23 protein-coding genes are annotated in these 23,578 nt (G+C 59.5%); 8 read left to right on the top strand and 15 right to left on the bottom strand.

All coding sequences use genetic code 11. The features are described 5' to 3' along the window. Window positions 1-13: 13 nt before the first annotated feature. The 4 genes from IPK09_07295 to IPK09_07280 all read right to left on the bottom strand — a co-directional run bounded on the left by IPK09_07295 (window position 14) and on the right by IPK09_07280 (window position 5,387). Window positions 14-550 (bottom strand): gamma carbonic anhydrase family protein, encoded by a 537-nt coding sequence (locus IPK09_07295; protein MBK7983419.1) that lies wholly within the window; start codon window positions 548-550, stop codon window positions 14-16. Between the two features lie 68 nt (window positions 551-618). Then, on the bottom strand, window positions 619-1,968 hold the full coding sequence (gene gorA / locus IPK09_07290; protein ID MBK7983418.1) for a glutathione-disulfide reductase: 1,350 nt from the start codon (window positions 1,966-1,968) through the stop codon (window positions 619-621). A 287-nt stretch (window positions 1,969-2,255) separates the two neighbouring features. Beyond that, window positions 2,256-4,766 (bottom strand): glycogen/starch/alpha-glucan phosphorylase, encoded by a 2,511-nt coding sequence (locus IPK09_07285; GenBank protein MBK7983417.1) that lies wholly within the window; start codon window positions 4,764-4,766, stop codon window positions 2,256-2,258. Window positions 4,767-5,069: 303 nt separating this feature from the next. Then, window positions 5,070-5,387, bottom strand: coding sequence for a hypothetical protein (locus IPK09_07280; GenBank protein MBK7983416.1), 318 nt, complete (start codon window positions 5,385-5,387; stop codon window positions 5,070-5,072). A gap of 203 nt (window positions 5,388-5,590) precedes the next feature. Between IPK09_07280 and IPK09_07275 the strand changes: the two genes are divergently transcribed. After that, window positions 5,591-6,685: a hypothetical protein gene (locus IPK09_07275; protein MBK7983415.1), complete on the top strand. Its 1,095-nt coding sequence runs from the start codon at window positions 5,591-5,593 to the stop codon at window positions 6,683-6,685. Here IPK09_07275 and IPK09_07270 read toward each other — a convergent pair. After that, window positions 6,677-7,453 (bottom strand): NAD-dependent protein deacylase, encoded by a 777-nt coding sequence (locus IPK09_07270; GenBank protein ID MBK7983414.1) that lies wholly within the window; start codon window positions 7,451-7,453, stop codon window positions 6,677-6,679. The genes IPK09_07275 and IPK09_07270 overlap by 9 nt on opposite strands. A 73-nt stretch (window positions 7,454-7,526) precedes the next feature. Further along, window positions 7,527-8,291, bottom strand: coding sequence for a ParA family protein (locus tag IPK09_07265; GenBank protein MBK7983413.1), 765 nt, complete (start codon window positions 8,289-8,291; stop codon window positions 7,527-7,529). A gap of 156 nt (window positions 8,292-8,447) precedes the next feature. Between IPK09_07265 and IPK09_07260 the strand changes: the two genes are divergently transcribed. Further along, entirely contained in the window at window positions 8,448-8,723 is a 276-nt protein-coding gene (locus IPK09_07260; GenBank protein ID MBK7983412.1) for a hypothetical protein, read from the top strand. A 90-nt stretch (window positions 8,724-8,813) separates the two neighbouring features. On the opposite strand, the gene argB is transcribed toward IPK09_07260, so the two are convergent. From argB to dut, 3 genes are read right to left on the bottom strand one after another with little or no spacing between them, the layout of a single operon-like run. Continuing rightward, window positions 8,814-9,710 carry an acetylglutamate kinase gene (argB, locus tag IPK09_07255; protein MBK7983411.1) on the bottom strand — a complete coding sequence of 299 codons (897 nt, stop codon included), beginning with the start codon at window positions 9,708-9,710 and terminating at the stop codon, window positions 8,814-8,816. A 46-nt stretch (window positions 9,711-9,756) separates the two neighbouring features. Then, a complete protein-coding gene (locus IPK09_07250) occupies window positions 9,757-11,130 on the bottom strand; it encodes a phosphomannomutase/phosphoglucomutase (GenBank protein ID MBK7983410.1) in 1,374 nt (457 codons plus the stop codon). Window positions 11,131-11,187: 57 nt separating this feature from the next. Then, window positions 11,188-11,649 carry a dUTP diphosphatase gene (gene dut / locus IPK09_07245; GenBank protein ID MBK7983409.1) on the bottom strand — a complete coding sequence of 154 codons (462 nt, stop codon included), beginning with the start codon at window positions 11,647-11,649 and terminating at the stop codon, window positions 11,188-11,190. Window positions 11,650-12,008: 359 nt separating this feature from the next. Here dut and IPK09_07240 point away from each other — a divergent pair, with 359 nt between their 5' ends. From IPK09_07240 to IPK09_07230, 3 genes are all read left to right on the top strand, one after another. Next, window positions 12,009-12,647, top strand: coding sequence for a DUF2625 family protein (locus tag IPK09_07240; GenBank protein MBK7983408.1), 639 nt, complete (start codon window positions 12,009-12,011; stop codon window positions 12,645-12,647). 93 nt (window positions 12,648-12,740) lie between these two features. After that, window positions 12,741-13,124 (top strand): VOC family protein, encoded by a 384-nt coding sequence (locus IPK09_07235; GenBank protein MBK7983407.1) that lies wholly within the window; start codon window positions 12,741-12,743, stop codon window positions 13,122-13,124. Window positions 13,125-13,527: 403 nt separating this feature from the next. Further along, complete coding sequence (locus IPK09_07230) at window positions 13,528-13,758, top strand: DUF433 domain-containing protein (GenBank protein MBK7983406.1); 231 nt, start codon at window positions 13,528-13,530, stop codon at window positions 13,756-13,758. Between the two features lie 9 nt (window positions 13,759-13,767). On the opposite strand, the gene coaBC is transcribed toward IPK09_07230, so the two are convergent. Next, window positions 13,768-15,042 carry a bifunctional phosphopantothenoylcysteine decarboxylase/phosphopantothenate--cysteine ligase CoaBC gene (coaBC, locus tag IPK09_07225; GenBank protein MBK7983405.1) on the bottom strand — a complete coding sequence of 425 codons (1,275 nt, stop codon included), beginning with the start codon at window positions 15,040-15,042 and terminating at the stop codon, window positions 13,768-13,770. A 523-nt stretch (window positions 15,043-15,565) separates the two neighbouring features. Between coaBC and radC the strand changes: the two genes are divergently transcribed. After that, window positions 15,566-16,240, top strand: coding sequence for a DNA repair protein RadC (gene radC, locus IPK09_07220; GenBank protein MBK7983404.1), 675 nt, complete (start codon window positions 15,566-15,568; stop codon window positions 16,238-16,240). Window positions 16,241-16,485: 245 nt separating this feature from the next. Continuing rightward, complete coding sequence (locus tag IPK09_07215) at window positions 16,486-17,025, top strand: hemerythrin family protein (protein ID MBK7983403.1); 540 nt, start codon at window positions 16,486-16,488, stop codon at window positions 17,023-17,025. A 23-nt stretch (window positions 17,026-17,048) separates the two neighbouring features. On the opposite strand, the gene djlA is transcribed toward IPK09_07215, so the two are convergent. Then, window positions 17,049-17,894 (bottom strand): co-chaperone DjlA, encoded by an 846-nt coding sequence (gene djlA, locus IPK09_07210; GenBank protein MBK7983402.1) that lies wholly within the window; start codon window positions 17,892-17,894, stop codon window positions 17,049-17,051. Window positions 17,895-17,993: 99 nt separating this feature from the next. Then, window positions 17,994-18,614 carry an energy-coupling factor ABC transporter permease gene (locus tag IPK09_07205; GenBank protein MBK7983401.1) on the bottom strand — a complete coding sequence of 207 codons (621 nt, stop codon included), beginning with the start codon at window positions 18,612-18,614 and terminating at the stop codon, window positions 17,994-17,996. Window positions 18,615-18,799: 185 nt separating this feature from the next. Between IPK09_07205 and IPK09_07200 the strand changes: the two genes are divergently transcribed. Continuing rightward, complete coding sequence (locus IPK09_07200; GenBank protein MBK7983400.1) at window positions 18,800-19,702, top strand: phosphoribosylaminoimidazolesuccinocarboxamide synthase; 903 nt, start codon at window positions 18,800-18,802, stop codon at window positions 19,700-19,702. A gap of 152 nt (window positions 19,703-19,854) precedes the next feature. On the opposite strand, the gene IPK09_07195 is transcribed toward IPK09_07200, so the two are convergent. The 3 genes from IPK09_07195 to pabB all read right to left on the bottom strand — a co-directional run bounded on the left by IPK09_07195 (window position 19,855) and on the right by pabB (window position 23,556). After that, the gene (locus IPK09_07195; protein ID MBK7983399.1) at window positions 19,855-20,121 is read right to left on the bottom strand and encodes an RNA-binding protein; all 267 of its coding nucleotides are present in this window, start codon (window positions 20,119-20,121) and stop codon (window positions 19,855-19,857) included. Next, window positions 20,118-21,485: a DEAD/DEAH box helicase gene (locus tag IPK09_07190; GenBank protein ID MBK7983398.1), complete on the bottom strand. Its 1,368-nt coding sequence runs from the start codon at window positions 21,483-21,485 to the stop codon at window positions 20,118-20,120. The genes IPK09_07195 and IPK09_07190 overlap by 4 nt, the downstream gene beginning before the upstream one ends. 328 nt (window positions 21,486-21,813) lie before the next feature. Then, window positions 21,814-23,556, bottom strand: a complete 1,743-nt coding sequence (gene pabB / locus IPK09_07185) for an aminodeoxychorismate synthase component I (GenBank protein MBK7983397.1) — start codon at window positions 23,554-23,556, stop codon at window positions 21,814-21,816. Window positions 23,557-23,578 lie beyond the last annotated feature (22 nt).

Here is a 23,578-nt window from a genome sequence, read left to right as displayed (position 1 = left end):
CTCCTGCTTGGGGCTAGGCCAAGAGGGCTTGATGTCGGTCTTTCAAGCGCTGGTAATTTTGAGGCGAGTAGCCCAGGAAGTCCCGCTCGCGCTCGCTCAGCGGGCGAACGCGCTTGGCGGGGCTGCCGACGTACAGATAGCCGCTGTCAAGCACCTTGCCGGGCGGCACCACGCTGCCGGCGCCCAGCGTTACCCAGGCTTGGACCACCGCCTTATCCATCACGATGGCGCCCATCCCGATCAGGCAATAATCCTCGATAGTGCAGGCGTGCAGGATCGTTTTATGACCGACCGTGACATCGTTGCCGACCAAGGTCGGTTGACCGCCCGGACAAAAGCGGCTGTCGTGGGTGACGTGAATGATGGTGCCATCCTGGATGCTGGTGCGGGCGCCGATGCGGATGCTTTGAATGTCGCCGCGCACCACGCACAGCGGCCAGACCGAACTGTGTTCGCCGATGTCGACATCGCCGATCACCACGGCGGTGTCATCGACGAACGCGGTGGGGTGAACGCGCGGAACGTGTTGCTCGAAGGGGCGGACAGACATCGGGGTTCCAATAAGCTCGAAATTGGGGACCGGCGCGAACGGTTGAGCGACGGAGCCAACCGCTTCACTCAGCGTATCGTAACCAATTCTTCGGCGCTGGTGGGATGAATCGCCACGGTATCGTCGAAATCGCGCTTGGTGGCGCCCATGCGCACGGCGACGGCAAAGCCTTGCAGCATCTCGTCCACCCCCTCGCCGATAAGGTGACAGCCGACGATTTTTTCATCTGGTCCGACGCACACCAGTTTCATCAGGGTATGGGTCGGACGGGCGGTAAAGGCGTGATACATCGGCCGGAACCGGGTCTGATAAACTCGCACCGCCTCGCCGTGTTGGGCTCGCGCGTCTTCTTCGGTCAGGCCGATCGTGCCGATGGGCGGGTGGCTGAACACCACGCTGGGAATATTTTCATAAGGCAGGTGGCGTTCCGGCTGCTGGCCGAACAGGCGGTCGGCCAGCCGGCGTCCGGCGGCGATGGCCACCGGCGTCAGATGAAAGCGCTCGGTGATATCGCCCAGGGCGTAAATTTGGGGAACAGGGGTGTTCTGATACGGATCGGTGGGGATGGTGCCATCGGCGTTCAGCTTGAGGTTCGCCGCCTCAAGATTGAGCGTGTCGGTGTTGGGGATACGACCGATGGCCCAGAGCAGGGTGTCGGTTTCCAGGGGCTTATCCCGGCCGGCGCAGTGCAGGTTGAGCGCGCCTCTAGCCAGCTGCGCCACCGCCCGAATCTCGGTCCGGGCCATTACGTTGATACCGTCCTCGCGCAGGCGCAGCATCAGTTCTTCGCGGATGGCGGCATCGAAGGTCCGCAAAACTTCGTCTTTGCGGACCAGCAGCGTCACGTCGGCCCCCAGGGTGTGCAACATCCCCGCCAGTTCGACGGCGATGTAACCGCCGCCGGCGATGGCAATGCGGGGCGGACAGGCTTCCAACTCGAAAAACCCGTCCGAGGTGATGCCGAATTCCGCGCCGGGAAGGTCGGGAATGCGGGGCCGACCACCGGTGGCGATCACGATGTGATGGGCGGTGAAGCGCTCGCCGTCAACGTCTAGGGTGCGGGTGTTCACGAAGCGGGCGAAGCCGCGAATCAGTTCCACGCCCGCTTCGGCGAGATAGCCTTGATACCAGTCGTTGATCCCGCCGACGAAGCGGTCGCGGGCGCTTTTCAGCTTTCGCCAGTCGAAATCGAAATAATCGAGCCGGAAACCGTAGCCGGGCGCGTCATCGAGGGCATGTGCCAGATGGGCGGCGTACCACATCACCTTTTTCGGCACGCAGCCGACGTTGACGCAGGTGCCGCCGAGCCGGCCGCCTTCGATCAGCGCGCAGCGGGCGCCATAACGGGCCGCTCGTTCCGCCACCGACAGGCCGCCGCTGCCACCACCGATAGCGATGAGGTCGTAGTGCTTGGTCATGATGTTTCTCTGCTGGAGGAGGGAGTTACAGCGACCGTAAGACGTCTCGGCGGGGGCTGAAGTTCCTCACTGGGAGGAGCCGCAATCGGGCGATCCGAGGGACTTTATCTTTTTGTAAGCCGCTTTTTTTTGCAAGGGGTTCGCCGAGCTTGAAACCCGCCGCCGAAAAATATATTTCCGGGTGGTGGGTTTGGCGGGCGGGCGTGGCGGAATCGCCAGCTTCGGCGACGCGCGCCCCGGAACGAGCCGCCGTCGTGGCGGCCCGTTCCGGGCGGCTGGGTGGAGGGTCAGATCAACGGCATTTCCGGGAGTTGCTTGAGCTTCCAGATCTCGGCGTTGTATTCCAGCATGGTGCGGTCGGTGGAGAATTTACCGCTGGTGGCGGTGTTGATGATGCTCATCCGGGTCCACAATTCCTGATCCTGATAAGCCTTGTCGACGCGGGCTTGCGCGTCGAAGTAGGCGCGCAGGTCGGCGATGGTCAGCCACGGGTCGTGCGGGCTGGTCAGCGAATTCAAGATCGGATCGAAGATACCCTGTTCGAACTGGTTGAAGTGAGCGCTTTCGAGCAAGTGCATCACTCGGGAAATGTCCGCGTCGCCGTGGATGATCGCCCACGGATCGTAGCTCGACCGCCGCGCCTCGACCTCCTGAGCGGTCAGACCGAACAGGAAGAAGTTCTCGTCGCCGCATTCCTCACGGATTTCGATGTTGGCGCCATCCAGGGTGCCGATGGTGACGGCGCCGTTCATCATGAACTTCATATTGCCGGTGCCGGAGGCTTCTTTGCCGGCGGTCGAGATTTGCTCGGAGAGATCGGTGCCAGGCGCGATCAGCTCCATCGCCGAGACCCGGTAGTTGGGCAGGAATGCCATCTTGAGCTTGTCGCCGACTTCGGGATCGTTGTTGAGGACGTTAGCGACGTTGTTGACCAGCTTGATGATGACTTTCGCCATGTAATAGCCGGGCGCCGACTTGCCGCCGATCAGCACGCACCGCGGCGTCCAGTTCGCGGTGTCACCGCGCTTGATGCGGTCGTACAGGTGGATGACGTGCAGGATGTTGAGCAACTGGCGCTTGTATTCGTGAATGCGCTTGACCTGCACGTCGAACAGCGCGTTGGTGTTGAACACCACCCCGCAGTCGGCCTCGATCAGGGTCGCCAGCCGGACCTTGTTGTCGTGTTTGATCTGCCGCCACTTGGCGCGGAACTTGGTGTCCTGGGCATAGGGAATGAGCTTGCGCAGATCGTCCAGTTGCGTGACCCAGCTCGGCCCGATGGTGTCGGTGATCAACTTGTTCAGGCCGGGGTTGCAACTGGCCAGCCAGCGCCGCTGGGTGACGCCGTTGGTCTTGTTGTTGAACTTCTCCGGCCACAGCTCGTAGAAGTCGTGGAACAAGCCCTGCTTGAGCAAGTCGGAGTGCAGCGCGGCCACGCCGTTCACCGAAAAACTGCCGGCGATGGCCAGATAGGCCATGCGCACCTGCTGCTCGTAGCCTTCCTCGATCAGCGACATGCGGCGCTGGCGCTCGATGTCGCCGGGCCAGCGGCGGGCCACTTCGGCCAGGAACCGGGCGTTGATTTCGTAGATGATGTCCAGCACCCGCGGCAGCAGTTTGCGGAACAGCCACACCGGCCAGCGCTCCAGCGCTTCGGGCAGCAGGGTGTGGTTGGTGTAGGCCATCACCTTGCTGGTGATCGCCCAGGCGTCGTCCCACTTGAGGCCGTGATCGTCCATCAAGATCCGCATCAATTCCGCCACGCCGATGGTCGGATGGGTGTCGTTGAGCTGGAAGCAGTTCTTGGCGGCGAAGTCGCTGAAATCTTCGCCGCGTACGCGCACCCATTGCCGGATCACGTCTTGCAGGCTGGCGGAGGCCAGGAAATATTGCTGGCGCAACCGCAACTCCTTACCGCTTTCGGTGGAGTCGTTGGGATAGAGCACCATGGTGATGTTTTCCGCCATATTCTTGGCGCCGACCGCCTCGGTGTAGCTGCCGGAGTTGAAATCCTCGAAATCGAATTCGTCGGTGGCGGCCGCCGACCACAGCCGCAGGGTGTTGACCGTGCCGTTCTGATAGCCGGGGATCGGCACGTCGTAGGGCACCGCCAGCACGTCGTGGGTGTCGAGCCAGCGCCAGCCCATTTCGCCGTCGGCTTTCAGATAGCCTTCGGTGCGCCCGCCGAACTTGATGCGCTCGGTGTACTCCGGTCGCTCCAGATCCCACAGGTTGCCGCTGCGCAGCCAGTGATCCGGCTCCTCGACCTGATAGCCGTTTTCGATGCGCTGGCGGAACATGCCGTAGGCGTAGCGGATACCGTAACCGACCACCGGCAGGCGCAAGGTGGCGCAACTGTCCATGAAGCAGGCGGCCAGCCGGCCCAGGCCGCCGTTGCCCAAGCCGGCGTCGTTTTCGCATTCGGCCAGTTCTTCCAGGGTCAGGCCCATTTCATAAAGGGCTTTGTTGACCGGTTCGTTGACGCCCAAGTTGAGCATGGCGTTGCTCAAGGCGCGGCCCATTAAAAATTCCATGGACAGGTAGTAGGCGCGCCGCACGCCGCCGTCGGCCTCGTAAGCGTAGCGGGTATTCTTCCAGCGCTCCCACAGCCGGTCGCGCAGGGTCAGCACCAACGCCTCGTACATGTAATTGGCGTAGGTGGTATGCCGGTCGCGGCCCAGGGTGTGGCTGAAATAGTGGCGGAAGTCGGCGGTGATGCTCTTGGCGTCCATACCCAAGGGAGGAAGTTCCGTCAGCCAGGACGCTGGCTTGCTTTTTTCTAGCGTTTTGATCGACATGGCAATGAGGTCCGTTGCGTGTTCTTGAGAATCGGAAACACCCGGCGGGCCGGGACGGCGGGTCTTGTTGGCGTTATGGTCGTTTTCAGCCCGCGCCCGTGGCTTGAGCTGGGTTGCTGGTAGTTGCCATCAACCCTTACAACGATAGTCGCGTTGATTCCAAATTCAAGTCAATCTGGCGCGAGTGATGCGAATGGTCTTGCCAAGACGCGATAGTGGGAGGTGCCGTGAGCTGAAACCGGCTAAGGATGCAGCCGCGCGCGCGGGAGGCTGCGAGGCCCCGGACGGGAATCGACGCGACAATCAATCGAGGCAGTGAGCGGCTTGTTCGCGGGTGTAGAAAAGACCCCAACGGATGAAACCGGCGACGATGCTGGCTTTGACCGCGACAGCCCGTCCGCCGGGGCCGCGCGCCAGGATGAGATGTTCGGGCAAGCCGTCGAGCGCGTGAAAGGGCGCGGGCGTGCCGTCGGACCAACAGGAGATATACACCACACCGGTTTCCTCATCTCGAAAACCAGGAGTGAACCCCAATTGCTGATTTTCCTCGCTCCTGCCGTGCGTTCCCGCAAATGCGCGGCTGGTGCGTTTGAGAATTTCCGGAGTGAGCGCCTGCGCCATGATAATAACCTCTACGATAGCCGATCATACGGGACTGCAAATCAGCTTGCAGGTTGCAGGAGATTGTATCAATAATGACAATAATTGTGGGGTATAAGATAAGCTGTTGTATTGTGTCATTGCTATCACAATTTTTTCCAAAAAGCAACTCATCTTGATAGCGCTAAGCCCGATGATGGGGGCCGCGCTCGCCGGAGAAGGTCGTGAAATCTGCAACCGCACATCTGTACGTAGCTTTGTCCGGGCATGGTTTCGGGCATTTGGCGCAGGTAGCGCCGGTGCTCGATGAGTTACAGCGGCGCTGGCCGGCGGTGCGGCTGACGGTGCAAAGCGCGCTGCCGGCGTCGGTGCTATCCCAGCGGATCGCCGGTCCCTTCGATTGCGTGGCCGGGGCCGCCGATTTCGGCATGGTGATGGTCGATGCGCTTGAGGCAAAAATTCCTGAAAGTTTAGAAGCTTACCGAGATTTTCACGCAACCTGGGACCCGCGTTTGGTCCGGCAGGAACACCTGCTGCGAGCGGCGGCCCCCCATGGCGTGCTGGCGGATATTCCTTACCTGACCTTGGCGGCGGCCCAGCGCTTGGGCATTCCAGCGCTGGCGCTGTGTTCGCTGAATTGGGCGGATATTTTGGCGGGTTACTGCCCGGATGCGCCCGACTTGACAGCCTTGCGTTCTCCGATGTTGTCGGCATACAACAGCGCTAGCGCGTTCTTGCAACCCGCCCCGAGTATGCCGATGCTGGATTTGCGCAATGGCCAACCCGTGGGTCCGATCGCGGCGCTGGGACGGGATCGTCGGTCGGACATCGACAATCGGCTCGGCTTACGAGCGGGGGAGCGGTTGGTGTTGATGGGCCTGGGTGGCGTGGACATGCGCCCGCCGCTGGAGCGCTGGCCGCGACAGCCGGGAATCCGTTGGTTGGTGCCGCCGAACTGGACGGTTACGCGGCCGGATATGGTGAGTTGGGCGACCCTGGAGGGCTGTTCGATGGTGGATCTGATCCGCTCTTGCGACGTGCTGTTCACCAAACCCGGCTATGGCGCTTTCACCGAGGCCGCCTGCAACGGTACGCGCGTGCTGTATGTCGCGCGCGATGACTGGCCGGAAGAACCTTGGTTGAGCCGCTGGCTGCTGGCGCACGGTAACGCGGTCAAGATCGACCGCCGGCAACTGGTCAGCGGCGAGCTGGCGGAGCCGTTGCGGGCTTTGTTCGACCAGCCTCTCAAGCCGCCGGTCCCGCCGGGTGGCATCGCTGAGGCGGTGGCTTGGCTGGAGCGGTTGCTCGGCTTAGGCTGAGACCGACTGGAAGGCCTGCCGGATCGCCCGCAGGCTCGCCGCCGCGCCCGAAGCCAGTTTGTATTCCACGAAGCGGGTGACGTTGGTCTCGGTCGGATTGATTTCCACGGTCGGAATGCCCATCTGACTGGCTTGCACCACCGGACCGGCGATGTAGGGAAACACGCTGGTGGTGCCGACGCTGAACACCAGATCAAAACCTTTATCGAGCTCCGCGTAAAGATGCTGGATGGCGTCGGAGGGCAGCATTTCGCCGAACAACACCACGCGCGGCCTGACCGGCGCTTGGCAGTTCGGGCAAGACGGCGGCAGTTCCAGCGCGCTGTAATCGGCGACCGTACTGGCATAGCGACAGCGGGTGCAGTGCAGGTCGTGGATGTCACCATGAATTTCGATCAGGTTGCGGCTGCCGGCGTTGCGATGAAAGCCGTCAATGTTCTGCGTCAGCACGCAGACCTCGAAGTGCTGTTCCAGCTCGGCGATGATGGCGTGGGCGTCGTTGAAACACGCCCCCCGGCAGGTGCTTTCGATTTGATGCAGGTATTTCCAGGTGATTGCCGGCTGTGCGTCTAGCATCGCGCCGGACAGGGCGGTTTCGATGGAAAAGTGATCCTCGGTGGTCTGATCGTTGTACAGCCCGCCGATGCCGCGATAGGTCGGCAAGCCGGAGTCGGCGGAAATGCCGGCGCCGGTGATGAACAGCAACCGGTGGGCGCGGCGCATTTCAGCAGCAATGCGAGCGACGATGGCGGGATTCGGGTCGGACATGACGCAGCCTCGCTTTGATCGTTGAAACTCACAAACGCATCATGGATCGGACGCTGGCCGGCGGCTTGACCGGTCAAGTCGCCAGCAAGCCATAAAGCGCTTCAAATTCGCGGGTCAGTTTATGTCGGGGATCCAGGTGGATCATCGGCAGCGCCTGAGCGTGGGATTCGCGAATTTTAATCGAGGCGGACAGAAAGGCTTCCAGGATCGGCAGCCCTTCGGAGCGCAGCTCCTCGACCAGCCGCACCGGCAAGTTGGCGCGGGCTTGATAGTGATTGACCACGATGCCTTCGATCCGCAAGGCGCGGTTGTGGTCGGCCTGAATTTCGCGCACGCTTTCCATCAGAGTGTAGAGAGCGCGGCGGGAAAAGTCGTCGCAATCGAAGGGAATCAAGCACGTATCGGCGGCGATCAGCGCCGAGCGCGTGAAAAAATTCAAGGCTGGCGGAGTATCGATGAAAATGTTGTCGAAACCTTTGAACGCTTCGAGCGCCTCGCGCAGCTTGTACATCTTGTAGCGCGATTCGAGCTTGACTTGCAGGTCTTCCAGCCGGGGGTCGGACGGCATGACCCCGAGATTGGCGAAGCGGGTTGGAACGACGTAGCTTTCCGGCTTCTCGGGAAATAGCTTGTAGGCCAGAATATCGTCGAAGAAGTGGGCGAGGGTTTTCTTCTGATCGTCCAGCGCTTTCCCCAACAGGTAGCGCGAGGCGTTGGCTTGCGGGTCCAGGTCGACGACCAGCGTCCGCCGGCCGCGCGCGGCGCTGATGGCGGCCAGATTGCACGCGATGGTGGATTTGCCCACCCCCCCTTTTTGGTTGAAGACGACTCGGCGCATGGCTTTTCCCAGGGTTTTGTAAGGGTTTCCAGCAAGTGTAGCCAAGTCGCGCCAGGGCGTCGAGGCGGATAACCGGTTAACTTTGCAAAGCGGTCAAGCGCGCTGCGGCGGGGCTCCGAGCTGCTTGCCGCCGGCTACGTTCGAGGTGAGTTCAGGATGGAAAACGACGATATCAAAACCTTGTTGACCGAATTGCGCGATTCTCATCGTGCTTTTGCAGTCGAATACCGAAGGGTGGCCAACGAGTCCTTGGTCGTGCAGCGAGAGGTCTTGGAATTGCAGAAGCAGGCGGTGGCGAATCAAAACAAGGCCATCGAAGAACAAGGGCGATCCGTTAAGATGCAAGCTCAATTTGGCCGGCTCTATCGCATTGCGCTAGCCGTCATCGCCGTGGTCGTAGCGTTTCTTTTGGTGCGGCTGGTCAAACTGTGAAGCCGAGTCAGGGCTGGTGGTGGAATCGGTCGGAGCAAATCGGGTGCTTCAAGGCGGGTTAGAGCAACCCGCCCCGGACAGCCTGATTGCTCATTTTCCCCGCATCAAGGTGCCGATGCCGGCGTCGGTAAACAGTTCCACCAAGACGGCGTGTTCGATCCGGCCGTCGATGATGTGCGCCGCCTTCACCCCGCCGCGTATGGCGTCCAGCGCGCAGGCGATTTTCGGCAACATGCCGCCGTGAATGGTGCCGTCGTCGATCAACTCCTGCACCCGTCGGGCGTCGAGGCCGGTCAGCAGATTGCCTTGTTTGTCCTTCACGCCGGCCGTGTCGGTCAGCAAGATCAGCTTCTCGGCGCGCAGCACCTCGGCGATCTTGCCGGCCACCAGATCGGCGTTGATGTTGTAGGACTGGCCGTCCTTGCCCACTCCGATGGGCGCGATCACCGGAATAAAGTTGCCGGCGGTCAGCGTTTCAACGATGGATTTGTCGATGCTGGCGACTTCGCCGACGTGGCCGATGTCGATAATTTCCGGCGCTTTAAGCTCTGGGCTTTGCCGGGTGATGGTCAGTTTGCGGGCGTGAATCAAATCGCCGTCCTTGCCGGTCAGGCCCACCGCGCAACCGCCGTGACGGTTGATGTTGTTGACGATTTCCTTGTTGACCAACCCGCCCAACACCATTTCGACCACGTCCATGGTTTCGCTGTCGGTCACCCGCATCCCGTCGACGAAGCGGCTTTCCTTGCCGATGCGCTTGAGCAGGTTGCTGATTTGCGGCCCGCCGCCGTGCACCACCACCGGATTGAAGCCGACCAGCTTCATCAGCACGATGTCGCGGGCGAAGCCGTTTTTCAGCTCCTCGCTTTCCATGGCGTTGCCGCCGTATTTGACCACGATGGTCTTGCCGGAGAAACGGCGGATGTAGGGCAGGGATTCGGTCAAAACGTGCGCCACCTGGGTGGCGGCTTGGGCGTCGAGAGCCATGCGTCGGTGAACCTCTGAATAAAGAAGTAAAATAACTGGCAGGAAATTAAAAAGGCAGGGTCAAGTCCGCTTGTAACGCCAGCATCGGCCGTCGAAACCGCTCCTGAATATCGGCAAGGTTGGCTGTATCGTCGGCCTCGAAGCGCAAGGTCAAGCTGGGCGTGGTGTTGGACGCGCGCACCAGCCCCCAGCCGTGCGGAAATTCCACGCGCAGTCCGTCCAGGGTGATGATTCGGGCGTCCGGTCCGAAATCGGCTTGCGCGCACAGCCGGGCCATGAAAGCGAACGGTTCTCCTTCGGCCATGTCCAGCCGCAGCTCCGGTGTGTTGAAGCCGGTCGGATAGGCGGCAAAGAATTCGGCGCTGGAACGGTTCTGGCGGGCCAACAGCCGCAACAAGCGGGCGGCGGCGTAGAAGGCATCGTCGAAGCCGAACCAGTCGTCGGCGTGGACGAAATGCCCCGCCATTTCGCCGCCGAGCAAGGCGCCGGTTTCGCGCATCTTGGCCTTGATCAACGAATGGCCGGTTTTCCAGGGAATCGGCTGGCCGCCCAGCCGCTCGATCAGACGGGTCAGATGCCAGGAGCATTTGATGTCATACACCACGCCCGCGCCGGGATGCGAGTTCAGCACTTCCTCGGCCAGCGGCATCAGCACCCGATCCGGCCAGATGATCTCGCCCGCGTCGGTGACCACGCCCAGCCGGTCGGCGTCGCCGTCGAAAGCCAGCCCGATATCGGCTCGATGCGCGCGCACCGCCGCTTGCAAATCGGCTAGATTTTCCGGGATGCTGGGATCGGGATGATGGTTGGGAAAACGTCCGTCCACCTCGCAATACAGTTCGACCACTTCGCAGCCCAACGCCCGCAGCAAGTCGGGCGCCGTTTTGGCGGCGATGGCGTTGCCGCAATCCACCACCACCTTGCGCGGTCTGGAAAGTTGCAGGGCTTGCGCGAGCCGGCGAATGTAGTCGCTGTCGATGTCGGTGAAGTGATCGCGGCCGCGACCGTGGCGCAGATCGCCGGTTTCGATGCGCCGGCGCAGGTCGCGAATGACCGCCCCGTGCAGGGCGATCTTGTCGATCACGATCTTCAGGCCGTTGTACTGCGGCGGATTGTGGCTGCCGGTCACCATCACTCCGGCGTGACTGACGCCGAGGGTATGCGTGGCGTAGTACAACAACGGCGTCGAGACCGTGCCCAAATCCAGCACGTCCAGCCCGGCGGCGTGGATGCCGGCTTTGAGCGCTTGGCACAGCAGTGGGCTGGACAGCCGCGCATCGCGTCCGACGATTACAGCGGTTTCGTCCCGTTCGCCGGCGAGGCTGCCTATCGCTTGGCCGATAGCCCGCACCACGTCAGGTGTCAGGTCGCGATCCACCACGCCGCGAATGTCGTATTCCCGAAAAATGGATTTCAGCATGAAGGTTTCAACACGAGTGTTCGCGCCTTGCCCGTCCGGCGCGGTTCGATTTGGGATTCAGTGCCGGCCGGAGTGGCCGAAGCCGCCGGCCCCGCGCGCGCTGGGGGTGAATTCGGGAACGACGGAAAATTGTGCTCGCACCACCGGCACGATCACCAGTTGGGCGATCCGTTCGCCGACGGCGATAGTGAACGGCGCATGTCCCCGATTCCAACAGGAGATCAGCAGTTCGCCTTGATAGTCGCTGTCGATCAAGCCGACCAGATTGCCGAGCACGATGCCGTGTTTGTGGCCGAGGCCGGAGCGCGGCAGCACCAGCGCCACCAAGCCGGGATCGGCGATGTGGATGGCCATTCCGGTCGGAATCAGGTGAGTTTCACCCGGCCGCACCGTCAACGGTTCCGGCAAACAGGCGCGCAGGTCCAGGCCGGCCGAGCCGGCGGTGGCGTAATCAGGTAGCGGCAGTTCCTGACCCAAGCGAGGATCGAGGATTTTCAGTTCGATGGTTTGGTGGGTCATGCCGTGTTCGGCCCCATACTGTTGAAGAAGCTCCAGCTACGCGAATCCCAATACGAGATGGTTAGCGCTGTGAGCGTGGATGATAACCTTATCAAAACTCATGTGGCGATGCTGCGATCGCACAAAATTAAAAATGTCTATCGATGCCGCAAGATTTGGGTTTTGCACGCTTATGGGTTGTGACGGTGGCGATTTCACGGTTGCGGAATCAGGTGCTGGCGGTCAAGAGCGGAACGTTATACGGCCGTTAAAATATATAATAATCAATTAATTGTTGATAGTGGTAATGATGTTATGGTAGATATGCTGAAACTGCTTAATCATTTGTTAGACAGACGCCTTCGGCGCAAAGGGAAATAATGAGCTTAATTGAAGATCTAATTACACAAATTGAAACATCTAAAAACAACATTGAAATAATAAAAAATGATTGTCCAGATAATATTTTATTGAATATTTTACAAATAACAGATCGCTCGACATTAGGAACAATTATCAAATTTACAAATGGAATTCTCATCAAAGAAAAATTCTTAAGACTATTCGGTGGTAATGATTCGGAGTGGACAGATTCAATAAAAAAATGGAATAACATCCCTGGCCAGGAAAATATTGATAATATTCCATCTGGATGTTTATTTATTGGGTTTGATGTGGTTGGTGGATTTTTTGCAATTAATGGCGGTTACTTTGGTCAAGAATTAGGAAAGGTATATTATTTTGCACCAGATACACTTGAATGGGAAAATCTAAATATGGGATATTCTGATTTTATCTCTTGGTGTATTTCAGGAAATGTCGATAAATTTTATGAATCATTTATTTGGAAAAACTCGGAAGAGATAATTCTAAATACAAAAAGAGGACAAGGAATTTCATTTTATCCTGTTTTGTGGTCCAAAGAAGGCAAAGAAATTAATAAAACGAGAAAAAAAATAGTTCCATTAAAAGAATTGTGGGCATTAAATTTAGAGATGAAAGAAAAAATAAATGTCTAACAACTGCTTCAAGCAGACTGCGCCTTCGGCTTGCTGCTTAAGCAAATGTTAGGTCTCATACCCGACCACTTTAGCAACCCCTGGGAGTCCGTCATGGCGCAGTTCAAACCAAGCGGCTATACCACCGTTTCACCGTATCTGATCGTCGCCGACGCGGCTGCGACGATCCGGTTTCTCGAGACTGTCTTGGGCGGGAAGCTTTTGAGGAGTTTCCCGGACGATCAGGGGCGCTTGATGCACGCGGAAGTCAAGATCGACGATACGGTTGTAATGCTTGCGGACTCTGCGCCCGAATGGCAACCGGTAGCTGCGTACGCGCATGTCTACGTGAAGGACGTTGACGCCACCTACAAGCGTGCACTCGCTGAAGGCGCCACCTCAGTTCAAGTTCCGGAGAAGAAGGAAGATGAAGACAAACGCGGCGGTGTCAAAGACGCTGGTGGAACTACTTGGTGGATCGCAACACGCGTTGAGTAGCTCGTCCATCCCGCGTGCCATGGCCAACAATGCGGCCTAACCCCTCCATCGAGCGGACGTCCCAAAGGCTGCTTCGCAGCCTTTGTGCCTCCGCTCATGTCGAACGTTCGGCCTCAAAGCCGCGTCCACGAGATATTCCTATGGTTCGTTGATTTTTCGGGGGAGTTTATATGGAAGTACTGCGAAGGCTGATGGCTAACCTCTCGGTTAACCGGACCGTCCGCAAGCTGCGCTTATGGTTTTCCTCCGCGCTTCGCGCTCCGGCGTCCGGTTACCTCAAACGTTAGGGGTGACCATTAAACTGTTAACAACCGCTTAAATAGGCGGTGTCGCTAATGCACTGACAGTCAGACAGGCCGTCATGCCAAAATTGCGTGATCATCTTCGGTTAAAGGCTTAGGAAATGAACCGTTGGAATCTCATTACCGTGGAGCCGGCAATAATGAACGGTCAATCCTGCGTGCGCGGAATGCGCCTGACCGTCCGACGAGTGCTGGAATTACTAACGATTTATCCCGATAAGAATGATCTGTTCAGGGAGTTTCCCGAATTGGAACCAGAAGATGTCCAGCAATGCCTGGAGTTCGCGGCGTGCAACCTAGATGTCGAAACGTTCGATCTAAACGTCGCATAATCCTAATCGTTACCGCTCCTCCCCCTTCCACAATCGATACCGTTGCGCGATCAGCGCGATCAATTGTTGGCCCAGGACGGTTTTATCGGTCAGCGGCAGGGTCTGTTCTCCACCCTCCCACAGCACCTGCAAGGCGTTTTGTTCGCTTTCAAAACCGCTTCCGGCGACGCCGACCTGATTGGCGGCGATCATGTCCAAATTCTTGCGTCGGCGTTTGTCCTCGGCGTAGCGCAGCACGTCGTGGGTTTCGGCGGCGAAGCCAACGGTGAACGGCCGATGCGAGCGCATCGCGGCGACCTCGGCCAGAATGTCGGGATTGCGCACCAACTCCAGGGTCAGCGCGTCGCGGGTTTTCTTGATCTTACGTTCGGCGGGATCGGCCGCGCGATAATCGGCGACAGCGGCGGTGGCGATGAAAATATCGGCTTCGTGCATCCGCTTCAGCACCGCCGCATGCATCTCCAGCGCGCTTTCCACATCGATCTGCTCCACGCCCGGCGGTGTTTTCAGTGAAACTGGCCCGCTCACCATGATGACCCGCGCGCCGGCCGCCGCCGCCGCCTCGGCGGTGGCAAATCCCATTTTCCCAGTGCTGCGGTTGCTGATGAACCGCACCGGATCGAGCGCTTCGCGGGTCGGGCCAGCGGTCAGCAACACCGTCAAGCCTTGCAGGTCGCAAACCGCCAGCGGCGCGATAGCTGGTGTTTCCCGGACGGTTTCCGCGACCAGACGACCGCCGAACTGCTCGATGGCCAAGGTACACAATTCCACCGGCTCCAGCATCCGGCCGGCTCCCACTTCACCGCAGGCTTGCTCGCCGACGCCCGGCCCCCAGATTTTGACGCCGCGCCGCGCCAGCAACCGGCAGTTGTCCTGAGTGGCGGGATTCCGCCACATCAAGCGATTCATCGCGGGCGCGACCGCAATCGGTTGATCGGTGGCCAGACACAAGGTGCTGAGCAAATCGTCGGCCAAACCATGCGCCAGTCGGGCGAGGAAATCGGCGGTGGCAGGGGCGATCAAGATTAAATCGGCCCAGCGCGCCAGCTCGATATGCCCCATGCCAGCTTCAGCGTTGGCATCCAGAAGCTCGGTGTGAACCGCTCGGCCGGACACCGCCTGAAACGTCAACGGACCGACAAAAGCGGTCGCCGCCGGCGTCATCGCCACCTGGATCTCCGCACCCGTCTCTCGCAAGCGACGCACCAAATCAGCGCTTTTGTAAGCCGCGATGCCGCCGGTAACGCCCAGCAGAATGCGTTTCTTGAGCAGCGGTTGCAGCATGGCAAGACCCCGCGGGGGAACATGGACTCGCGGCAAGCTTAGCGCAGCTTGGCTAGGCGCAACAATCGTAAGCAACCAGCAGGTGGTGAAGGCCTCGGCGCGAGGCGCAAAAAAAGGACGCCCGAAACGCACGGTGTAGCGATGCGAAATCGGACGTCATGGTCCGCGACGGCGGCCCCCGTTAGCCGCCGGGAATCCGCGCTTTAGCAAGACTCGCGTCAATCTAAGATCACGGATTCACGACACCAACAAAGCAATCGCGTTGCCATTATCGATAATTATTTATTTTATATTATAAAAATTGAATAAAGCTGGAAAATCGGCCGCGAAATCAACACCTGGAAGCTCCGCTGTGCTCCACTATGGTGCCTCAGGCATCAAAATTGCTTTATAACGGAGCAGCAAGCTCGGTTATTTAAGGCGTCGGAGGCTTGACGTGAGAGTGAAGCACCCAAAATGTAGGCTGTTTTATTCGTGTGATCAAGAAGTTAAGGCAGGCTCTTTCCGGTAAAGCATAAATTCGATGTCCATTCGTGATTGGCCCGACGACGAACGGCCTCGTGAGAAGCTCCTGCAACGCGGGGCCGCCGCCTTGTCCGATGCCGAATTGCTGGCGATATTTCTGCGGGTTGGGGTGCCGGGGCGCAGCGCCGTCGATCTGGCCCGCGACCTGCTCAAGCAACACGGTGGCCTGCGGGCATTGCTGGCATTGGATCAAGCGGCATTTTGCGAAACTCCCGGTTTGGGGCCGGCTAAGTACGTGCAGTTACAGGCGGTGATGGAATTGGCTCGCCGCTATTTGGAAGAAAACTTGCAACGGGTCGATGCCATCCAAAGTGTGGCGGATACCCGACGCTATCTGATGGCGCGGCTCCGCCATCATTCGCACGAAGTATTCGCCGTTCTGTTTCTGGACAACAAACACCGGGTCATCCAGTTCGAAGAATTGTTTTTCGGCACGATCGACAGTTCTTCGGTGCATCCGAGGCAGGTGATCAAACGGGCGCTTTACCATAATGCCGCCGCCGCCATCGTGGCGCACAATCATCCATCGGGCGTGGCCGAACCCAGTCGCGCCGATGAATTACTGACGGTGCGTCTGAAAGAAGCGCTGGCGCTGATCGATGTCCGTTTGCTCGATCATATCGTTATTGGTGACAGCCATGCCATTTCTTTAGCAGAGCGTGGAATTATATAAGGAGCGATTTTTATTTTAATATTGGTTTTATTGTAAGATAAACTTTAATTAGTAACTCTAAAGTATGAATTTTTTGATGTATTCATCTCTGATAGTTAAATAGTTAGTATATATTTTATTGCTGGCTTGTAATCTAGATGAGTAGTCAGATAAACTATACTGCAAGCGTGTGAAACTGTGGCTTGGCAGGGTTCAGCTTCAACTCTGAAAACTCCCATAACCTGTAACCTTAGGAACAAATTTCGATGAAAGAACCGACATCAGTCAGAATCAAAGACTCTTTTCCGATCAAGAAAGATTTTATTGAGTGGTCGGACGCCTTGAGTGTAGGCGTTCAGGAAATTGACGACCAACATAAAGGGTTGGCCGCCATGGTGAATGAGATGAGCGAAGGCATCAAAGGGGGCTGGGGAAAAGAAGCCAGGGATGAAGTGCTGACCCGGTTGGTTGAATATACGAAAGTTCATTTCGCGACCGAAGAGAGCTTGATGAGCATTTCCAATTATCCGGGTATCAGCACCCATAAAAAGCAGCACGATCAGCTGATCGATATGGTCGGCGCTCACATCAAAAAATATGATGAAGACCCTAACGCATCCAATTACGATTTGCTGTTCTTTCTAAAGCGCTGGCTGGTCGAGCACATCATGAAAGACGACAAGGCCTTGGGGGCGCACTTGATCAAGCAAGGCCCTATGAAACAAGGAGGCGATTCGTTTTTCAGCCGCCTCAAGAGACTATTCAGTTTCGGCAACAAAAAAATGCCCACGCCCGCCAAAGCTTGAACTTGTTAGAGTGTTTCAAGTTTCTAGAAGCCGCGGGCTTCCCGAATCCGTTCGTAGGCAGCGGTAATCTCGCGGGTTTTTTCGGTGGCCTTTTTTATCTCGGCCGCTGAGGCGTTTCCGGCGGCTAATTTATCGGGATGGTGACGCTTCAACAGCCGGCGATACGCCAATTTGATATCGTCGGTGCCGGCTTCTGGCTTCAGCCCTAATATGGCATAGGCTTGTCCGAGCGAGTTGACGCCGGTGGTCGGGCGGGAGCTATGGGTCCGATAGTCGTGCGCGTGGCCGTTATCCGCTCGCGCGTCGTTTTGCTGGCGCTGTCCTCGCGACTGATGGTGGCGGGCGCGGAACAGGCCATGCAATGCATCGAATTGAAGATGAGGCATTCCCAACCGCCCGGCGATCGAGCGCAGCCGGTCGTGGGTGCGCGGATGCAGCGCGCCGTCGGCATAGGCGACATTGAGCTGCATTTCCAAGAGCTGATGCAGGAGGCCGAATCGGTTGGCGCACGTCTTGCGCAGCGTTTCAAGCGCGGCATCCACGGAGTAATCCGGTTGCTTGCCAGCGGTGAAGCAATCGATGGCGGTGCGTTGTTGGCGGTCGTTCAGTCCTAAATGCTGCATGACGGTGCGGGTCGCGCTGATTTCCGCCTCCGATACCCGACCGTCGGTTTTGGCGATATATCCCATCAATTCAAAAGCGATGCGGATGAATTGCGCCGGTACGCGATCCTGGTCGCCGCCCGCTGATTTCGAGCCTAAGGTCCACAAGCGCTGATCGTAATTGTGGCCGACCGCCGCTCCAAACAGCGCGCCCAACGGCCCGCCGACCAAAAAACCAAATGCTCCGCCAAACAATTTGCCCAGCACGGTTTCCTTAAAGCCTCGTAAAAAATTCGCAATGATCGGTTTCAATCGAGTCCGGTGTTATTGGGTGTTTTCCGCGGCTGGCTTTAGTCGGTGCTTTAGTCAGTGTTTTAAATAAATCTCATCATCATAGGTTTTCAGCCAGTCGGGCTTTAAGACGATTAAGGCGGTCGTCACCATCCCGTTGAGCATACCTTCCGGGAACAGATAAAGCGGCACGAAAGGTAAATACTCATTGCTGATTCGGGAAAATGTATAGCTTTCGGCAAAGACCAATAACGTGACTAACGTCAGAATGACCGCGCCGGCGGCAATCATGGCGTTGAAGAAGGCGCACAGGAAAATATAAATGAACAGGTGCCGCGGCAGGTAACGGTACACGAGACGGTAAACAGCGTAGCTGGTCGATACCGGCAAGATTCCCAATAATAAGGCGTTCATGGCCAGTGCCGACCAGTCGCCGCTGGTGACCGTGACTCCGACCGCGATCAGGCTGACGCCGATCACGCCCAGCGACCAGCCAAACATCAAAGTATATACCGTCACGCCGAGGAAGTGGAAACCCAGCGCTGGCCGGATCCCCGCCTCGAAAATCCACATCAAGAATAACGCGACGGAAGCCCCGAGGAGGACATGCTGGAGGTTGGGCTGCGCCAGGAACGCTCGCCAAGGCGCTTGCCGCAGAGCTTGCCATAGGATCAGCACCCAGATGAAGTTGGCCAACAGCAGTAAATCAGCGGGTAACAAGCTATCGGTAAGGTTCATGGCGCAAGCATACCGTATCGGTGAAAGGGGCAATACCCGAAAGGTCGGTTCGAGCGAGCCGAAGCGGCGTTGATGTTCTGGAACGGCTCGGCCGGCTACAATGCACGGCGTCGATCCTTTTCATTTCAGGAGACAGTCGCTTCATGGCCACCATCGCGTCGATCGCGCCGCCCGAAATTGCCAGCCTACCCTTGAGCTATCGCGGCAAGGTGCGCGATCTTTACACGGCGGACGACCGCCATCTGCTGATGGTGGCCAGCGACCGACTTTCTGCCTTTGACGTTATTTTGCCCACGACAATTCCCGGCAAAGGCGCAATATTGACGGCCGTATCGAATTTTTGGTTCGAGCGCACCCGCGCCATCGTACCCGATCACTTGCAGCGGGCCGAAAAGACGTTGGAGCAGGTGTTGCCCGATCCCGCCGAGCGCGCGCGGGTCGCCGGCCGGGCGGTGGTGGCTCGGCGGCTGCGGGGCCTGCCGGTGGAGGCCATCGTGCGAGGTTATCTGATCGGTTCCGGTTGGAAAGATTACCAACGGGACGGCACGGTGTGCGGCATTCAACTGCCCGCCGGATTGCGATTGGCGGATCGGCTGCCGGAGCCGCTCTTTACGCCATCCACCAAGGCGGCGCTGGGGGCGCACGATGAGAACGTCAGCTTCAAAACGGTAGCCGGCGTTATCGGCCAACAACTGGCGGAGCAGGTCCGGGCGGTCAGCTTGCGGATATATCGGGACGCCGCCGACTATGCCCTAAAACGGGGCATTATCATCGCCGATACCAAATTCGAATTCGGATTGGACGAGCGCGGCGAGCTGGTGCTGATGGACGAAGTGTTGACCCCCGATTCCTCACGGTTCTGGCCGGCCGACCAGTACCGGCCCGGCGTCAACCCACCCAGCTTCGACAAACAATTCGTGCGCGATTATCTGGAGACGCTGGCTTGGAACAAGCAGCCGCCGGGACCGGAACTACCGGCGGAGATCGTCGCCAAGACCACCGCCAAGTATCAGGAGGCGCGGGAGCGGTTGACGGGATCGGTTTGAAAGCGCCCTGTCGTGGGCGATTGATGGCGCCGCGTTACCGATCGCGCGCGAGGAGTGGCGTCCCGACATCCCAGCCCGGCTCGGCGTTACAGCCGCGAGGGCCGCCGCGGTGGCCCTCGCGGCGATAGCCGCGGTCGTGAGGCGTTGAGGCGCTAACGGCGACGGCCGCCGGAGCGCTCCTTGGGCCGTTCCTCATTGACCTTCAGCCGCTGGCCGCGCAGTTCCCAACCGTTCAGCGCGCCGATGGCCGCCCGGGCCTCGTGCCCTTCCATTTCCACGAAGCCGAAGCCGCGACAGTTTCCGCTGAACACATCGCGCACCAGCCGCAGCGAGCGCACCCGGCCGTGGGTCGAGAATAACTGGGTGATTTCCTGCTCCGTCGCATCCGAAGGTAGGTTGCCGACGAAAATCATCTTCATGAGCGTCCTCCTGATTTCGCCAAATGAGTAGCGGGTTGGTGGCTGCGCGGCCGATTGGAGTTCCGATGGGTCGGAGCCACGAGCGTTCGAGGGGTGCGGTCCGGCCGCTTGCCGGCGGGCCGACCGGTGGTGTTGGAGCCGCGTGTAGGGGTGGCTGGAGTCTGGGCCGCGCGGGTCGGAGCCGCGGACGCGGCCGAAGCGGAACGGATTTTGCGCGCCGGGGCGAAGCCGTCCACCACTATTGAGGGCAGGGTGCGGCCCAGCAGGCGCTGGATCGTGTTCAGGCGCGGCGTCTCATCATCGCTCACCAGGGACAGCGCCACCCCGTCGCGGCCGGCTCGTCCGGTGCGACCGATCCGGTGAACGTAATCTTCCGGGACGTGCGGCAGCTCGTAATTCACCACCAGCGGCAGTTGGGCGATGTCCAGCCCGCGCGCGGCGATATCGGTCGCCACCAACACGCGCACCTGCCCCTGCTTGAAGTCCGCCAGCGCGCGAGTGCGGGCCGCTTGGCTCTTGTTGCCGTGCAGGGCGGCCGCGCGCAGGCCGGCTCGTTCGAGCTGGCGCGTCAGCCGGTCGGCCCCGTGCTTGGTGCGGGTGAACACCAGGGTTTGTTCGCCGTCGCCCGCGTGCAGCAGGTGGGCCAGCAAGTCAGACTTCCGATCCTGATCCACGGGATGAATCTGCTGGTGGACCAAGGAAGCGGTGGCGTTGCGCGGCGCGACATCGATAGTGACCGGATCGTGCAGCAAGTCGGTGGCGAGCTCGCGGATCGTTTCGGGAAGCGTGGCTGAGAACAACAAATTCTGCCGCCGGCGGGGCAACAGGGCCAGAATGCGCCGGATCGCCGGAATGAAGCCCATGTCCAGCATCCGGTCGGCTTCATCCAGCACCAGAATTTCGACTTTGGACAGATCGACGTTGCCTTGGTTGACGTGATCGAGCAGCCGGCCGGGGGTGGCGACCAGCAGGTCCACGCCGCGCCGCAAAGCATCGCATTGCGGTTTGAGGCTGACGCCGCCGACCATCACCGCGCTGCGGATGGGGGCATGGCGGCCGTAAACGCGGGCGCTATCAGCCACTTGAGCGGCCAGCTCGCGAGTCGGCGTCAGCACCAGGGCGCGGATCGGCTGAGCGCGCGATGGGCTGCGCGGCGTCGGATTGTTGGCTTGCTGCAAGCGTTGCAGCAGCGGCAGGGTAAAGGCGGCGGTTTTGCCGGTGCCGGTTTGCGCGGAGGCCAGCACATCGCGTCCCGCCAGAACCAGCGGGATCGCTTTGGATTGAATCGGGGTGGGTGCGGCATAACCTTGGCTGGCGACGGCGCGCGCCAAGTTGTCCGTCAGCCCGAGAGCAGCAAAAGGCATGTAATATTCCTGAATCCGCCTGCTCTCGCGCGGGCGCGGAGCCGATCCAGGCAGACTGACTGTTATTCATTGATGGGAGATCGGGACATCCCCGACAGGGGACAGACCACGACGGGTTTGCAGGAGAAACAGGGATCGAATGACCCGCTTGCGACGATTCCGGCAGGGAATCGGTCAGGAACTCAGGGTGCGGACCGGACCGCACGGCGACAAACTTGCTTGACACTGTAGCACGGCCGGCGTGATTTGCCTAACCGGACGTGAACGGTTGAGGCATTGGAGCCTTTGGCGTTCGTGGGATTGGCCGAGCCTGCTGTCTGGATCTCGGTCAGGAAACCAACAGGGCCGGTCGCCATTTCCGAACGGAATTGATCAGGACGATGCGCCGCGCCGCGCGTAAATCGGCCCGCGTCAAAACCCGTTCCTGAATCTGGCCAGCGGCGAGCAGCCAGCCTCGAAAGGTGCCGGCCAGCAAGCCGCTGGTTATGGGTGGGGTGCACCAGCAGCCTGCCAAGTCCAGCACCACGTTCGCCATGCACGCCTCGGTCAGTTCGCCGCGTTCGTTCCACAGGATCACGTCAGCGCAATCCGGTCGCGCGGCGCGAGCCGCATCGTACACCTCGCGCCGGGTGGTCTTATGGTACAGCCAGATAGCGCTCGAATCGACCGGCGTGGCGGCCAGGGCGACGCGCTGTGGTTGTGGTGATCCGGTCGCCGCCAGCGGCATCGTTTCCACAGTAAACGCCCCGTCCAGATTGACCAGCAGGCGAATTTTGCTGGCCTCGTTCAAATTCACCGCCAGTGCCGTCAAGCGCGCTTCGATGGCGGCTCGGTCGAGCGGTACGTCGAAATAAACGGCGCTATCCGCCAGCCGCGCCAGATGTGCCGCTCGCAGAAAATAACCGGTTTCTGGTTCCCACAGCAGCGTCTCCAGCAACTGAAACGAGGGTGACGGCGCGGTCAGCACCCGCGCCTTGAGCAGACATTCTTGGTATTCTTCCGCCGGGTCCGAATCCCAGACCAAACCGCCGCCCACGCCGTAGCTAGCCTGTTGCCGCTGGCGGTCGATCAGCACCGTGCGGATGGCGACGTTGAAGCAGGTATGACGGTCGGGGCCGATGAAGCCGATGGAGCCGGTATACACCCCGCGCGGTTGCGGCTCCAGTTCCTGGATGATCTCCATGGTGCGCACCTTGGGAGCGCCGGTGATCGATGCGCAGGGAAACAAGTTCGCCAGAATCTCCGCCACTGAGGCGCGGGTTTGGGCGGTGACGGTAGAGGTCATTTGCAGCAGGGTAGGGTAACGTTCCACTGTAAACAAGCGCGGCACGGCTACGCTGCCGGTTCGAGCGACCCGACCCAGATCGTTGCGGATCATGTCTACGATCATCAAATTCTCGGCCCGGTTTTTCGGTGATTGTCGCAAGCCGGCGCTGTGGCTTTGATCTTCCGCTAAGGTCCGGCCGCGCGCCGCCGTGCCTTTCATCGGTTTGGCGAGCAAGCGTTCGCCGTCCAGCCGGAAAAAAAGCTCGGGCGAGACAGAACAAATGACGAAGCGGCCGATGTCGATGAAGGCGGTGTAGCCGCCCTGACGAACGGCCTTCAGATCGGCGAACAGCGCTCTCGGCTCGCCCGCGAAGGTGGCGTGCAGCGGAAAGGTATAGTTGACCTGATAACTGTGACCGTGCGCGAGGTAGTCCTTGACGCGACCGACCACTTTTTCATAAGCGGCGCGCTCGATGGCGGGTTGCCACGATCCGATCGAATAACAAGCGGCCGACAATGGCCCGATGGTCGGGGTTGCGGGGGCATCCAGAATGGCCGCGCCATCGTAAAGGCCAAACCAGAGCAACGGCAAGCCGCGCGGCGGTGCGCGGACGGCGAGGCCATACGCGGCGGCGGCTTCGTAACTGATATAGCCGGCGGCGTATTGGCGGTGTCGGTTGACGGCGGCTTCAAGCGCCTGCAAGGCCGGAACGACCTGCTCTGGCCGCAGGGCCGCGATCACCCGCGCCGGCGACTTGAAGCAAAATTCGCGGCCGTCGTATTGAATGATGACTTCATCGGTCATGGCGTGCTGGGGCGTTCTGCAT

This window comes from Candidatus Competibacteraceae bacterium (assembly GCA_016713505.1).
In the GTDB taxonomy this organism is placed as follows: domain Bacteria; phylum Pseudomonadota; class Gammaproteobacteria; order Competibacterales; family Competibacteraceae; genus Competibacter_A.
This window is presented reverse-complemented; position numbering and strand designations above follow the sequence as displayed.

Bases quoted from the DNA above. Each gene is read 5' to 3' on its own strand.
- IPK09_07295 (MBK7983419.1), bottom strand. From the start codon at position 550: ATGTCTGTCCGCCCCTTCGAGCAACACGTTCCGCGCGTTCACCCCACC.
- gorA (MBK7983418.1), bottom strand. From the start codon at position 1,968: ATGACCAAGCACTACGACCTCATCGCTATCGGTGGTGGCAGCGGCGGC.
- IPK09_07285 (MBK7983417.1), bottom strand. From the start codon at position 4,766: ATGTCGATCAAAACGCTAGAAAAAAGCAAGCCAGCGTCCTGGCTGACG.
- IPK09_07280 (MBK7983416.1), bottom strand. From the start codon at position 5,387: ATGGCGCAGGCGCTCACTCCGGAAATTCTCAAACGCACCAGCCGCGCA.
- IPK09_07270 (MBK7983414.1), bottom strand. From the start codon at position 7,453: ATGTCCGACCCGAATCCCGCCATCGTCGCTCGCATTGCTGCTGAAATG.
- IPK09_07265 (MBK7983413.1), bottom strand. From the start codon at position 8,291: ATGCGCCGAGTCGTCTTCAACCAAAAAGGGGGGGTGGGCAAATCCACC.
- IPK09_07260 (MBK7983412.1), top strand. From the start codon at position 8,448: ATGGAAAACGACGATATCAAAACCTTGTTGACCGAATTGCGCGATTCT.
- argB (MBK7983411.1), bottom strand. From the start codon at position 9,710: ATGGCTCTCGACGCCCAAGCCGCCACCCAGGTGGCGCACGTTTTGACC.
- IPK09_07250 (MBK7983410.1), bottom strand. From the start codon at position 11,130: ATGCTGAAATCCATTTTTCGGGAATACGACATTCGCGGCGTGGTGGAT.
- dut (MBK7983409.1), bottom strand. From the start codon at position 11,649: ATGACCCACCAAACCATCGAACTGAAAATCCTCGATCCTCGCTTGGGT.
- IPK09_07240 (MBK7983408.1), top strand. From the start codon at position 12,009: ATGAGCTTAATTGAAGATCTAATTACACAAATTGAAACATCTAAAAAC.
- IPK09_07235 (MBK7983407.1), top strand. From the start codon at position 12,741: ATGGCGCAGTTCAAACCAAGCGGCTATACCACCGTTTCACCGTATCTG.
- IPK09_07230 (MBK7983406.1), top strand. From the start codon at position 13,528: ATGAACCGTTGGAATCTCATTACCGTGGAGCCGGCAATAATGAACGGT.
- coaBC (MBK7983405.1), bottom strand. From the start codon at position 15,042: ATGCTGCAACCGCTGCTCAAGAAACGCATTCTGCTGGGCGTTACCGGC.
- radC (MBK7983404.1), top strand. From the start codon at position 15,566: ATGTCCATTCGTGATTGGCCCGACGACGAACGGCCTCGTGAGAAGCTC.
- IPK09_07215 (MBK7983403.1), top strand. From the start codon at position 16,486: ATGAAAGAACCGACATCAGTCAGAATCAAAGACTCTTTTCCGATCAAG.
- IPK09_07200 (MBK7983400.1), top strand. From the start codon at position 18,800: ATGGCCACCATCGCGTCGATCGCGCCGCCCGAAATTGCCAGCCTACCC.
- IPK09_07195 (MBK7983399.1), bottom strand. From the start codon at position 20,121: ATGAAGATGATTTTCGTCGGCAACCTACCTTCGGATGCGACGGAGCAG.
- IPK09_07190 (MBK7983398.1), bottom strand. From the start codon at position 21,485: ATGCCTTTTGCTGCTCTCGGGCTGACGGACAACTTGGCGCGCGCCGTC.
- pabB (MBK7983397.1), bottom strand. From the start codon at position 23,556: ATGACCGATGAAGTCATCATTCAATACGACGGCCGCGAATTTTGCTTC.